Raw genomic sequence first — 12,689 nt, 5'->3', positions numbered from 1 at the left:
TCTCGTTATCTGGCAAATACATGCTTGCCAATTTTTTTGATCGTCGGGCGTGTGAAAATCCACTGATTAGTGGCGGTTACCGGGTTATAATAATAAGTTGCACCGGCTGATGGATCCCAGCCTTTCGCCGCTTCCCGGACAGCGAGATAAGCAGAAGCGTTTGGCGTCAGCCAATATTGTCCATCGTTCACTGCCGTAAAGGCATTACGCTGAAAAATAACTCCATATGTACTGTTTGGAAACGCACGGGATTGTACGCGGTTCATAATGACGGCCGCTACTGCGACTTTCCCTTCGAATAGTTCACCGCGGGCTTCGCCGTGGACAGTGCGCGCCATCATATCCACTTGCTTCATTTTTTCACGTGTTAACGGTCCGGTAAAACCTGTCGCACTGACACCGAAATCGCGTTGGAACTGAATGACTGCATTTTTAGTAATCGAGCCGTAGTAACCGGTCGGGGCTACGTGGAAATAGCCAAGTTTTTGAAGCTTCACTTGAAGCTCTGTCACTTCGCTGCCGGAGACACCTACGTGTAGATCGGGCGCATGAGCGGAAGCCGCCGAGTGGGAAAATGTGAGAAAGAAAATCGTAGCTAAACTGAATAAGAGCACTTTAATTGTTTTCATGCGTTCTCTCCTTTTGTTTTACTGACAAGAATCGACAATTGATTCCTTTTTAAAGTATATCTTTGGCAAATCCTAAACACAACATGACGGAGTTACTTTGTTTTCAAATATTTCTATCAACTCGATAGGCCTTTCTATTCCCATTGGATTCTTTAGGCCCAGAAGATCCCTCAGATGTACGCAAAACAAGAAAAAGACGGGCAAGTCGCCCGTCTTTTCTGCTGTCTCTTGGATTCAATTTCTTTTCCTTTTGTAATACAATTGCGCGATTTGACCGTCTTTTTCAACTTTCTCCAAAGTGAAATCGAGACGGCGCTGGGCTTCTTGAAATAAGGGGATGCCTTTTCCAAGCGTCACAGGGGCAATCGAAATAATAAATGCGTCGACCAAGTCTTCGTTTAACAGACTCTCAATCAACAAGCTGCCCCCGACAGGCCAAATCGTTCCGCCGTCTTGCTGCTGGAGTGTTTTCACGACGTATGCCGGATCTTTCGAAGTGAATGTAATGTTGCTTTCGTTCTCTTTCGGATGGGAAGTAAACACATAAGAATGCTGATCGGCATACGGAAATTCCTCACTCACACGATCAACTACCCAATCATAGGTGCGTCTGCCGAGCAGAATCGTATCGACCGTGTTGATGAATTCCCCATAGCCAGCGTCTCCATCCATTTCCACATCCAATAACCAATCCAAGGTCTCTTCTGTGTCGGCGATATAACCGTCCAAGCTTTGTGCAATATAGCACACGACTTTCCTTTCAGCCATCCAAACTGCCTCCTTGAGCGGGCCAGCCCGCTTGTTTCTAAATTCAGGAAAAACTTACGATTCCAGTTCTTCCAATTGTTTTTTTGTCTGCGGAAACGCATTCGCTTGCCATTCCGAACGGTAGGTGGAATCCAATTGGGTCAAGCCTTCTTCTGCAGAATCATATGGCGCATTTACGCTTTCCTCATGGTCAATTTCATAACTATTATGCATATCGCTATCCTCATATACCCAAATTCTGCGTTTCTTGTCTTTGTACGCTTTTAGCAAAATCACTCCTGCGCCTAGTGCCGCGCCCGATGCAATGAATTTTTTCATGTTGATGCTCATACTAATCCCTCCAACTTGTTCTTTACTACCTTATCTTCCCCTTTTACAATCATCTTAACCGCTACAGCTTTTAGACGCACAGGCGGGAGTTTGGTAAAGTGGAACAAACTGATCTTGGAGGCGATTTGATGAAAAAGATAGTCATTGTATCTGATACGCATATCCCCAACCGCGGCAAAAAGCTCCCGCAACCGCTTGTCGACGCCTGTGACGGCGCTGATTTCATTATTCATGCCGGCGACTGGCAAATCCTGGACGTCTACCACGAATTATCGGCTTACGCTGAGACAGACGGTGTAGCCGGTAATGTCGATCCTTGGGAAATCGTTGACCGTTTCGGACGCAAAAAAATCCTGACATTCGGCGATTTGAAGATCGGTGTCGTTCATGGAGATGGCATACGGAAAACGACCGAACAACGAGCGTTCGATAGCTTTGAAGGCGAAGACGTCGACATCATCGTTTTTGGCCATTCCCATCAGCCGCTTATGCGCGAAACAGGCGGCCTGACCTTATTCAACCCGGGATCACCAACCGATAAGCGCCGTGAACCGCAATACTCATTCGGCTTGCTAGAAATCGGCGACACTTGGGAGCTCAAGCACGTATTTTTCGATAAAGAAGAGTGAAAAAAGCCATTTCCTGATGTTCAGGAAATGGCTTTTTCGATCCATGGCATCCTCAATTTTGTTGGAAGCTGAATCCGAGGCGTTTGAGTGCGGTTTCGAGATTCGCTTCGATCATCGTCCCTTTTAACGCTTGGGCAAAATGTGGAACTTTCAATGCCATATAAGGTTGGATACCGGTCACGGCAGTCTTGACGCCGATCAACTCCAATACTTTCACGAGCTTCAATAAATACTCGCCAACTTCTGAGTTGATCTGCGACACTCCCGATACATCGACAATTAGCACTTCAATGCCTTTTTCGGCACAATCATGCATCACTTGGTCAATGATGGTTTTCGCCCTCAAAGCCCTGACTTCGCCGATAATCGGCAAAATCGCCACTTTTCCGACGATAGGGACTAGCGGGGCTGCGAGCGATTCAATTTCTTCGTATGCTTGTTCAAGTTCCAGCACGTACGTCAATAAGGTAGCGAGCGTCTCGAAAATAAACGGCAAATCTGCCGGCAGCTCGCACGGTCCATCGTCGATTCCACAGATCGTACCATAAACCGATCCATCTTCATAAAAAATGGGCACCCCGATAAAACAGCCTGTTTCGACTCCATCCGCGATGCCCAAAGAACGCGTCAATGCATGTTCCCCAATGTGTTCGATGATTAAGGCCTGTGCCCCATGCTCGACACACAAAGCCGACAATGTACATGGCAGCACAGACACTTGCCCTTCCTCAATCAAATGATGCTTCAAATTATGCACTTTAACGACATGTTGCGCTTCGCCTTCTTGCTTTGCCACGTAAAAGCTGTTCATGCCCGCCTGCTTGCTGAGAACCTGGAGAGCATATGAAGCCGCTTCGTCGAAATCACTAAAATTCCGTGCATTTTCCAGATTTCCCCTGACCATTTCCCCATCTCCCCCTTCTCAACTCGTCATTCATCTACGGAAGAAACTCACTTCTCTCTCTATTTTCTATTATAACGCTCTTTACTATCTGAAATGTTTAAATTGTGTAACAAAATCAGTTAGATTGTCATGTTCATCATTTCCAAATATCGGGTATACCTTATCACGAGCGAAAGGAGGCTCCTTAATGAACGAAGAATGGGACATTGAATTATTGGAACAAACCGATAGCATGATTTCTTTCAACTGGACCCCAACAGATGAAATATCACGAGTCAAGAAAAACGGAGAAGTGGTTTATATGGGAACACAGGCGACATTTCGAGATGACGGACTGAGCGCCGGTGAAGTGATTCGCTATACCATCGAACGCCAATCGCCTCAAGGCAAATGGATCCCCACCTTAAAATTATTAACCGGTACTGAAAAACGCGACCCCGATTGCATCAATCAGCTCGAACAGATTGTCTTATCGACCATTGTATCTCACAAACGGGTTTCACTTGCTTGGGGGCCATCGATGGCATCGACGCATACGATATCTACCGCGATGGCGAACTCGTAACGAAGACTCGCCACACACAATTCACCGACCGGGACGTACCGGAAGACCGCGAAGTGACCTATTGGGTACGTGCAAGGCGCCCCGTTGACCGGACCGAAAGCCCGTTGCGCAAAATCAAATCGATCGCGGCCACTGTATTCGGATTGTTGAATGTGGACTCATCACAAGAGCAAGCAGCCGTAGAAAAATTCTGGCTATCGAAAAAGATTGCTCCGCTCAATCAATTGCTGGCAGAAGGCCCTGACAAGGCAGCAGAACTAAAATGGCATCTGCGATATTTGACCTTTTTGCCTGATAATGTTCTGAAAAACCCCAATCTGACATCGCCAAACCCTTATTTTCAAGGGGACAACCGATCGTTTGACCCGGAAGCGAAACAGTATCGCTCACTCAGCAATTGCATCGTCAACCTGACAGCACCACAAAGCACGTTTGATTTTGATAAAGACATCGGTACCAGCATCGCGTACAACTGGCGCCAGAAATTCCGCAAAGCGGATGTCGCCTCAAGTGAAGGAGTCACGGCGAAGATTATTGAAGACACAGCACAAAAAACCGAATTCCGGCTATATCACAGTGTCGGGAATCCGTTGACGACTTCACCGAATATCGATTACGAAGTATCCGCTACCTTCTACCGAAATGGTGTCTACAATTTAATCGGCGTCCACGACCAATCGCCGAATCACGAAATTTACTTAAAGCTTGGGGACCAAGGAAGCTGGCAGGCACTCCATCAGACAGAAAGCGAAGGGCTCGCTTGGATGGCCGATCCGATCGCAGCTCATTATTGGCGCTTTTCGAATTTCCTGTAATGAACTCCAGTAAAATTGTTCCCTATCAAAAAGGGCGGTTCCAGAAATTCTGGAACCGCCCTTTTTATCTTTAAAATTGATCCAAAAAACGCTTGCGGATATGCGGAGGCGGCAACATGCAGCTGTCGAGCTTGCCGAATACTTTGTAGCGGTTTTTTGCGATGACGTCGTATGCCCCGTCGCGTAGTATGCGTGGGAATGGTTGAAGGTGATAAGCAAGCTTCCAAAGGCCCGTCAGGTGATGCGAAATCATGAGTGCACCCTGTGACTTCACGTACGCTTCGCCGCCTTCAATGAGCACCAAGCTATCAACATCTTCCGGAATTTTGTGCTTTTGGGAAAGCTCCTGCCCGATTTCGCTTTGCAGGGACGCAAATTGAAAATAACCTGCCGGGTCATGATTGATGATGAATTGCACGCTGGAATCGCAGAAATTGCAATCTCCATCAAATAAAACAATTGCATGCTCCATAGATGATCCTCCTTTGAACTAATACCTGCCTTTTACTTTCCCTATTCCCATTTCTTGAAACCATCTGTCTTTGTGCCCTGGTGAAAAAGCAGCTTCCATCCATTTTCTCGCTTTTTCCATACCGAACTTCTGTGGCTCCAGATGCCTGTCGTCCGGTTCTCCAATAAATACATTGTTAAAACCGCCTCAGGACCAAGCGATTTTACTTCAAAGCGAGAAACGCGGTAGTCGTCTTCAGATAAATCATAACTCCCATCAAAATCAGCGCGCTGGCAAATACCGCCGGAAATGCCAAATTCAAAAAAATCATCATCCAGTATTTCTGCCATATTCCGGTTCGATTCTCTGGCAACCGGTGCTAAATGACTGTTTTCCAAGCCCAAAAACTGTTTATGTAAGTCCTCCATCCAGACACTCCTTTCACAAATACGCAACGAAGAAAAAAAGCCCCGGCAAGCGCCGGGACCAGATTATTTAAATTGCTCGTCTTCTTCTGCCTCATCGTCTTTATAAAAATCTTCCTGGTCTTCACCCGGTTGATCTTGAGGGCCGTCTGACGAACCAAAATTCTCGACATCGTCAAAGCTGTTTTCGTAATCACGAATTCGGCCATCTTCCGTTTTTGCAGGGTGGTCTGTCGACGATCCGATAACATCCTCTTCTGATGGCCGGCTTTCCAAGTCCAGGCTATGATCCGCGTGATCGATGCAGGTCAGCGCGGTCGGTATCGCTTCGAGTCGTTCGTACGGAATGTCTTTTCCGCACACCGCGCATTTGCCATACGTTCCGTCTTCAATGGCTTTCAATGCAGCCACTACATCCGCGTGCTCTTCTTCCTTGAATTGCTCCATCGCCATTCCGCGCTCTTGGTCGTACAAATCAGTGGCATTATCGCCCGGGTGATTATCGTAATTGGATAGCTCACTTGTTTCGAATTCCTCGGCATGTTCCATTCGTTCCTCGAGCGATTTTAATTGCGCTTCGAGTTGCTCCTTTAATCCTGTTAGCTGTTCGTCTGTCATGTTGACTCCTCCTCTAAATACATGCTTGTGCTATATATATTGCCTGTATGGGAGAAATCAAACCTCAGAGGCACAGCTCAGAAATCATCGAAGCGATCCATCAAGCTCATCAAGTACTCATCCAAGCGATAACGGACCAATTCATCGGACAAGCCGGACAAGCCGAATTCTTTCCAACCCGGGTAGACTGCAGGGCTGCCGTCCAATGTGTCAATCAAAGACAATAAATCCCAATACGGATCATAAGTAAATGATGGGCCGGCATGGCGTTCATAAGCGGCCAAAAATTCATTGGCGACGCGTGTGCCGTAAAGTTGCGCCAAATTGACGCGGCAATGCCCGACATCGACTCCAGCCGGACCCAAGCACGTATTGACCCAGTCGACGACCCCGCTGACGCGCCCAGATTCCCATAGAATATTTCCCGGGTGATAATCGCGGTGGATCAAGCCATACTCAACCGGCGGACCACCTGCAGCGACGATATAAAATGCGCGCATCCAATCGCCTTCAACACGCGACCACTTTGGCCGCTCGAGACGCCTTGCATCGTTATAAGCGAAGTATTCATAAGGAAAGCCTTCCGCTTTATGGCGATGAATCTCTGCGAGCGTCTCAGCAAGGCCTTCAAGCCACGCCGCATCATACGAAGGCGGCAAAATAACCGTCCCCGGTACTTTTGTCATCAAGACGGCCGGCATGCCGCATGCTTCTCCACTCTCATCAAACGCTAGAACGCGCGGGGCGGAAATACCCGCTTTTTCGGCGAGTTCCAGACTCATTGCCTCATGCTTGGCCAAATCCGGTTCCTGATCGAGCCACTCTCCTTTATGATGCAGCCGCAACACAAGGCTTTGCCGCTCTCCGTCTTTGTTTGCGCGAATTTCATAAAGCAGTGAAGAAGTTCCGCCTTTTAAAGGGACAGCTTCTTCTAGCGCAGCTCCTGGCCATTTCAACTCGACCCATTCGAGTGCCTGACGGGACAAGCCGCCGAATCCATTTGTCATTCTTGCCGCTCCTTTCAGCCTATCTAGTGTTTTCAGTGTACCATGAAAAAACGCCTACTCCAGCTTTTTGATATGCGCTATTCCAAAATTCCGGAAGCGTTTACGGGGATGCTAGAAGGGTATGGTTTCCTACAATGATTTTTCAACTTAACAGGTGAATTTCCTGCATTGAATAGACTCAAGGAGCTGACGTTACATGAAAGTGAAGCACCCGATCCCGAAAGCAAAAGAATTGGACAATACTCTATCCCTTCTCGGTGAAGGATTTGATTTCCTGCCTGGCCGCCGCAAAGAGCTGGGCTCGGATATTTTTGAAACCCGCCTGATGGGGAAAAAGGTCCTGTGCATGGCCGGCGAGGAAGCCGCTGAACTGTTCTACAATAACGATTATTTCAAACGCAGCGGTGCAGCGCCGCTTCCACTTGAACAGACGCTATTCGGGCGCGGTGCGGTCCATGGGCGCGACGGCGAAGACCATCATCAGCAAAAACGCATGTTCCTATCGATGATGACACCTGAACGATTAGAAGATGCCAAGCGCATGATGATCCAAGAATTAGAAGCCAAAGCTGAACAATGGCAGCACATGGACGAAGTCGTCTTATTGGATGAAATCGAAGAAATTTTCACGCGCTCGATGATCCATTGGGCTGGCCTGCCAATGAAAGAAAGCGAAGTCAAGCAGCGCACATGGGAACTTGTTACGATGGTCGATTCGTTTGGCCTCACCGAAGGGCGCTACCTTGAAGGCATGAAAGCGCGCAATGCACACGAAGACTGGCTAAAGAAAATCATCAAGCAAATCCGTAAAGGCGAGTACAATCCGCCAGCGTACACAGCAGCGTATATCGTCGCCCATCACCGCACGCCAAACGGCAAACTGCTCGACCTCGAAACAGCAGCTGTCGATTTGAACAACGCCTACCGTCCGATGATTGCGACGGCTTACTTTATCGTCTTCGGTGTCATGGCCATGCACGAAAATCCGGCCACACGCGAAAAATTGCAGGCGGATGAACACAATTACAGCCATAATTTTGCCCAGGAAGTGCGTCGCTATTATCCTTTCGCACCCGTCATGGCAGCGATTTCCAAAAAAGATTTCAACTGGAACGGCGTCCAGTTCAAAAAAGACATGCGCGTCATTCTGGACCTTTACGGCACGAACCATCATCCCGATTCCTGGGACAATGCCGACGAATTCATCCCTGAACGTTTCAGCACATGGGACGGCAGCCCGTTTTCTTTCATTCCGCAAGGAGGCGGCGACCATCATACCGGCCACCGCTGTGCGGGTGAATGGATGACGGTCATGTATATGCAGTCGATTTTTAAGTATTTTGCAGAGAACCTGGAATACAGCGTGCCTGAACAGGACTTGTCCTACGATATGTCCCGCATGCCGACGATGCCAAAAAGCCGCTTGATCTTAAAAAACGTGCAAAAACTGAAAAACCGCCCGGATAATGTGTTTTATCACGAACAAAAGAATACAACTGTGCAATCAGGTTGCCCGTTTCATTAATAATGAAAAGCTAGAGATTTTTTTCTCTAGCTTTTTTTATTTGCTGAAAAAAGAAGATAGCGAGGGCTTGTTTGTCTTATTGTTCCATAATTCTATTTGAGCTTCAGTTTAGTAGTCGCCACCCTGCTTTGGGTTGGCCTTTCGCAGTAAGCCAGGAAAACCGCCTGTCTTACCGCTTCGGCTCACCCCTTTACGCTCGGCGGCTGGGAGATTTCAATGAGTGAGGCGTGTTTAGGCGGGTCGGCTTCTGTACCCAGTTGCCGGCTTGTGGGGGAATCGCTTCCCGGATTGACCACATTTATGAAGATAGCGAGGGTTTGCTTGTGAAATTATTCCTGTTTATTAGTTGAACTTCATTTGGCAGTCGCCGCCGGGCTTTGGGTTGGCCTCTTGCCATAAGCCAGGAAGAACGCCTGTCTTACGGCATCGGCTCACCCCTTTACGCTCGGCGGCTAGGAGATTTCATTGAGTGAAGCGTGTTTAGTTATGTTTGCTTCTGTACCCAGTTGCCGGCTAGCGGGGGAATCGCTTCCTCGGACGTGGTATCTGGGTTTAAGATACTTGAATAGAAAGATTTTAATTAGAATAGAATTTACAATTACATCTTTATTGATCGAGATGACTTGAGCTACAAAGCCCGACACATTTCCACATCTTTTATTAAGTAGATTGAAGAAATGATCTTTCCCTCTAAACTAGAGACGGAGTGGAAGGGGGCGACTCCGGGAGGAATAGCGAGACAATTGAGACCCTGCAGGAGCGCAGCGACGAAGCGGCTCAATGCAAGCCCTCCGGAAAGCGTCCCCCTGAAACGCAGTCGAAAAGCGAATATTTTTCCAAACACTTCTTTTCATCACACACGTCTTGCCCTATTAACTATAGGAACTGAAAATTGCAAAGGCTAATCCCTAACAAACCACCAATTGACAGAACCGCCCCTATCTTATACGATAAGGCAGGAAATTAAATAACCCGGCAACGGGAGAGGTTCATAGCATTCCACCCTCTATAAAAAACTATGGATTTTGAAATCAAGCCGAATCCACATGCGATTCGGCTTTTCTGTTGTCCGATTTTTTATAGCTCTCCCCCGCCGGCCATTTTGAAGGAGGCCACACACATGGCAGGAAGAAATGAAGATACACTCGAGCATTTAGCTTTGCTCGGCAACCAGAACACACGCTACAAATTCGAGTACGACCCAGGCATTCTAGAAGCGATCGACAATCTCCACACGCGCGATTACTTCGTCAAATTCAATTGCCCGGAATTCACTTCGCTATGCCCGCAAACCGGCCAGCCAGATTTCGCGACGATTTATTTGAGCTTCATTCCCGATAAAAAGCTCGTTGAAAGTAAAGCTCTGAAGCTCTATTTGTTCAGCTTCCGCAATCACGGCGATTTCCATGAAGACGTCGTCAATATCATCATGAACGACTTGATCGAGCTGCTCGACCCCCGCTATATCGAAGTTTGGGGCAAGTTTACCCCGCGCGGCGGCTTGTCAATCGACCCGTATACGAACCACGGCAAGCCTGGCACGAAATACGAAGAAATGGCGACGTACCGGATGATGAACCACGACATGAATCCGGAAACAATCACCAATCGATAAGGGGAAGCGGCCATGCTACTTTATTTAAACGGTGCTTTTGTCGGCTTGCTCATCCTGTCGAATATCCTAGCGGTCAAACTATTCTCGATCAGTGAATGGGCCGTGCTGCCGGCCGCGGTCATCGTCTACGTCTTTACGTTTCCGATCACCGACACCATCGCAGAAGTGTACGGCAAAGAAGCCGCGCGCCAAACGGTCATGGCTGGGTTTATCACGCAACTCGCAGCGCTGGCGTTCATCTTTGCGGCGATTCAGTTGCCGTCCGCGCCGTTTTTCGCAGACCAGCAAGCATTCGAGTCGATTTTCTCGGCCGGCTTCCGAGTGACGCTCGCAAGTCTTGTGTCGTATTTTATCAGCCAGAACTTAGACGTCTCGATCTTCCACAAATTAAAAGCGAGAAACGGCGACTCGAAGTTGTGGCTGCGCAATAATGCATCGACGATGGTTAGCCAATTGGTCGATACGTCCATTTTTATCACGATCGCTTTTTATGGGACGATGCCGCTATCGGCGCTAGCCGCGATGATTGTAACCCAGTATCTGTTTAAATGGGCAGTCGCAGCAGCGGATACCCCACTTGTTTACTTGCTCGTCAAACTCGCACGCCGCTCCAAAACAAGCACCCAAAAAAGTTTTGCTTCATGAATAAAATCCATGCGCAGAAAAGCCGCCAGCAGTCTAACTTGCCGGCGGCTTTTCGTATTTACATTTTTTGTTTAGTTGGCAGGACTGCAGGCACGAGGATGGCAGATGGGACCTTTTTCTGTGTCCAGACCAGCTCTGCGGTGATCGGCAAATGGTCCGATACCGCCGTTTCGATTGTTTCGACCTCGCGCACGTCAAAACCGTGGTCAGCAAAAATATAATCGATGCGCGTCATCGGCTTAAACGATTCACCTGTTTCATGATTTTCATAAGGAGATGGATACGTATAGGCGTCGCCCCGCTTGGTTCTCAAGAAGACATCCGTCATGGTGCTGTGTAGATGGCTCAAGTGGCGGTGTGTCGGCGGCGCATTGAAATCGCCTGTGATGATTTTTGGAAAATAGCTTTTGCCCGCAATCTCCACTATTTCCGCAACACTCAGTTCCAATTCTTCATCTTTTAACGCCAAGTGAGCATTCAATACTTTGAGATACGTTCCTTCGATTTCAATTACGGTCTCGAGGACGCCTCGCTGCTCATTATTGTAGACGTCGGTAACGACTTGCGTCAAAAAATGGTTTTCTGCATATTTAATGGGATAAAGGCTTAATGTCGCGTTGCCGTATTGGCGATTCGGGCGTTCTGGGTCATCCGGCTCCTGATTCAAGTTCGCGCCATATGCGGCGTACATCCCGAGCCGTTCGGAAAGCCATTCGACCTGATCCATATAAAAACTGCGGGAAGAAAAATAACGGTCGACTTCCTGGAGGGCTACAATGGTAGCGCCTGACGCTTCGATCGCTTGTGCCGTTCTCTCTAAATCCACTTGGCCGTCCATTCCCATTCCGTGGGCAATATTGAACGACATTACTTTCACTGTTGGTGTCGTGCTGGCGTCGCCGTGCATGAGACCATCTCCTTTTCAGGTTGAAACGAATCAGTGGCAGCTGCAATTGTCCCCTTAATTATAGCAGGCATGGCGCTTTTCTAAGTTAAAAACAAGTTAAAATATGTTATAGTTTTGTAAATTTCTGATTTTTGCCACAATTGGCACGTGATCTGACGCCTCGTTTTCAACAACCCAGGCTTCTGACGACTCAAAATGGTCATTATGGAAAATATAATCGATTTTCTGTCCGTGGTCTCCCTGCTTTTTATACGTGTCGGGATAGGGGCCAGCACCAAATGCGTTGTGGAAATGCTTGGAGAATCGCTGGATGTGCTTAGTCGATGGCGACGCATTGAAATCTCCTACCAGTAGTTGAGGCAGCGGGTTGCCTGCGGTGATGGTGAGAATTTCCGTCAAATTGCGGTCCACGATCTCGTCAATCAACGACAGATGCGTATTGTAAAAAGAAAATCGTTGCCCAGCCACTTCAATGACCGCTTCAAGCATCCCGCGCGGCTCAAAGTTTTCCGGATGCGTTTCGACAGCGCTTAAATCATGGTTTTTGGACGATACAATTGGATAGTGGCTTAAGATTGCGTTGCCGTATTCACGCTTCGGCCGCGTGCCACCGGCTCCCCTGTCGATCAAATTCGGCCCGTATGCCATGTTCATGCCGAGCCGCTTGGATAGCCATTTGGCCTGGTCCCAAAATTTGCTGCGCGAGGAAAAGTTGCGGTCGACCTCCTGTAAACCGGCAATATCCACTCGCCCTTGTTCAATGGCCTGTGCTGTCAATTCAAGTTCCAGTTCGCCGTCTATTCGTTTTCCTGAGGCAATATTAAAGCTCATCACGGTCAGCATCTTCCTCATCCCC

General features: G+C 48.1%; 16 protein-coding genes and 1 riboswitch. Of the genes, 6 read left to right on the top strand and 10 right to left on the bottom strand.

The features are described 5' to 3' along the window. Positions 1-5 precede the first annotated feature (5 nt). From BBI11_RS01495 to BBI11_RS01485, 3 genes are all read right to left on the bottom strand, one after another. Positions 6-629, bottom strand: coding sequence for a cell wall hydrolase (locus BBI11_RS01495; protein ID WP_068459956.1), 624 nt, complete (start codon positions 627-629; stop codon positions 6-8). 234 nt (positions 630-863) lie between these two features. Beyond that, positions 864-1,397, bottom strand: a complete 534-nt coding sequence (locus BBI11_RS01490; RefSeq protein ID WP_068459954.1) for a dihydrofolate reductase family protein — start codon at positions 1,395-1,397, stop codon at positions 864-866. Between the two features lie 54 nt (positions 1,398-1,451). Continuing rightward, on the bottom strand, positions 1,452-1,727 hold the full coding sequence (locus BBI11_RS01485) for a hypothetical protein (protein WP_237150308.1): 276 nt from the start codon (positions 1,725-1,727) through the stop codon (positions 1,452-1,454). 128 nt (positions 1,728-1,855) lie between these two features. Here BBI11_RS01485 and BBI11_RS01480 point away from each other — a divergent pair, with 128 nt between their 5' ends. After that, a complete protein-coding gene (locus tag BBI11_RS01480) occupies positions 1,856-2,356 on the top strand; it encodes a metallophosphoesterase family protein (RefSeq protein WP_068459952.1) in 501 nt (166 codons plus the stop codon). A 52-nt stretch (positions 2,357-2,408) separates the two neighbouring features. Here the strand turns inward: BBI11_RS01480 and BBI11_RS01475 are convergent, their stop codons facing one another. Beyond that, positions 2,409-3,260 carry an STAS domain-containing protein gene (locus BBI11_RS01475; RefSeq protein WP_068459950.1) on the bottom strand — a complete coding sequence of 284 codons (852 nt, stop codon included), beginning with the start codon at positions 3,258-3,260 and terminating at the stop codon, positions 2,409-2,411. Between the two features lie 187 nt (positions 3,261-3,447). Here BBI11_RS01475 and BBI11_RS16590 point away from each other — a divergent pair, with 187 nt between their 5' ends. Both BBI11_RS16590 and BBI11_RS01470 read left to right on the top strand, forming a co-directional pair. Continuing rightward, positions 3,448-3,825, top strand: coding sequence for a hypothetical protein (locus tag BBI11_RS16590; RefSeq protein WP_237150307.1), 378 nt, complete (start codon positions 3,448-3,450; stop codon positions 3,823-3,825). Continuing rightward, a complete protein-coding gene (locus BBI11_RS01470; RefSeq protein WP_237150306.1) occupies positions 3,768-4,640 on the top strand; it encodes a DUF3238 domain-containing protein in 873 nt (290 codons plus the stop codon). Before BBI11_RS16590 ends, BBI11_RS01470 begins: the two co-directional genes overlap by 58 nt. 70 nt (positions 4,641-4,710) lie before the next feature. On the opposite strand, the gene BBI11_RS01465 is transcribed toward BBI11_RS01470, so the two are convergent. The 4 genes from BBI11_RS01465 to BBI11_RS01450 all read right to left on the bottom strand — a co-directional run bounded on the left by BBI11_RS01465 (position 4,711) and on the right by BBI11_RS01450 (position 7,141). After that, the gene (locus BBI11_RS01465; protein WP_068459948.1) at positions 4,711-5,112 is read right to left on the bottom strand and encodes a thiol-disulfide oxidoreductase DCC family protein; all 402 of its coding nucleotides are present in this window, start codon (positions 5,110-5,112) and stop codon (positions 4,711-4,713) included. 41 nt (positions 5,113-5,153) lie between these two features. Further along, on the bottom strand, positions 5,154-5,519 hold the full coding sequence (locus BBI11_RS01460) for a nuclear transport factor 2 family protein (RefSeq protein ID WP_068459946.1): 366 nt from the start codon (positions 5,517-5,519) through the stop codon (positions 5,154-5,156). A 63-nt stretch (positions 5,520-5,582) separates the two neighbouring features. Beyond that, positions 5,583-6,134: a TraR/DksA C4-type zinc finger protein gene (locus BBI11_RS01455; RefSeq protein WP_068459944.1), complete on the bottom strand. Its 552-nt coding sequence runs from the start codon at positions 6,132-6,134 to the stop codon at positions 5,583-5,585. Between the two features lie 77 nt (positions 6,135-6,211). Beyond that, a complete protein-coding gene (locus BBI11_RS01450; protein WP_068459942.1) occupies positions 6,212-7,141 on the bottom strand; it encodes a phosphotransferase family protein in 930 nt (309 codons plus the stop codon). Positions 7,142-7,337: 196 nt separating this feature from the next. On the opposite strand from BBI11_RS01450, the gene BBI11_RS01445 reads away from it, so the two are divergent. From BBI11_RS01445 to BBI11_RS01435, 3 genes are all read left to right on the top strand, one after another. Then, positions 7,338-8,666: a cytochrome P450 gene (locus BBI11_RS01445; RefSeq protein WP_068459940.1), complete on the top strand. Its 1,329-nt coding sequence runs from the start codon at positions 7,338-7,340 to the stop codon at positions 8,664-8,666. Between the two features lie 978 nt (positions 8,667-9,644). Continuing rightward, positions 9,645-9,692: riboswitch (PreQ1 riboswitch) on the top strand. A 94-nt stretch (positions 9,693-9,786) separates the two neighbouring features. Beyond that, positions 9,787-10,281 carry a preQ(1) synthase gene (queF, locus tag BBI11_RS01440; RefSeq protein ID WP_068459938.1) on the top strand — a complete coding sequence of 165 codons (495 nt, stop codon included), beginning with the start codon at positions 9,787-9,789 and terminating at the stop codon, positions 10,279-10,281. Between the two features lie 12 nt (positions 10,282-10,293). Then, positions 10,294-10,926: a queuosine precursor transporter gene (locus BBI11_RS01435; protein ID WP_068459936.1), complete on the top strand. Its 633-nt coding sequence runs from the start codon at positions 10,294-10,296 to the stop codon at positions 10,924-10,926. 58 nt (positions 10,927-10,984) lie between these two features. On the opposite strand, the gene BBI11_RS01430 is transcribed toward BBI11_RS01435, so the two are convergent. Next, the gene (locus tag BBI11_RS01430; protein WP_068459935.1) at positions 10,985-11,833 is read right to left on the bottom strand and encodes an endonuclease/exonuclease/phosphatase family protein; all 849 of its coding nucleotides are present in this window, start codon (positions 11,831-11,833) and stop codon (positions 10,985-10,987) included. Positions 11,834-11,929: 96 nt separating this feature from the next. Then, on the bottom strand, positions 11,930-12,685 hold the full coding sequence (locus BBI11_RS01425; RefSeq protein ID WP_068459933.1) for an endonuclease/exonuclease/phosphatase family protein: 756 nt from the start codon (positions 12,683-12,685) through the stop codon (positions 11,930-11,932). Between the last annotated feature and the right edge of the window lie 4 nt (positions 12,686-12,689).

Source organism: Planococcus maritimus, assembly GCF_001687625.2.
GTDB classification, from domain to species: Bacteria; Bacillota; Bacilli; order Bacillales_A; family Planococcaceae; genus Planococcus; species Planococcus maritimus.
This window is presented reverse-complemented; position numbering and strand designations above follow the sequence as displayed.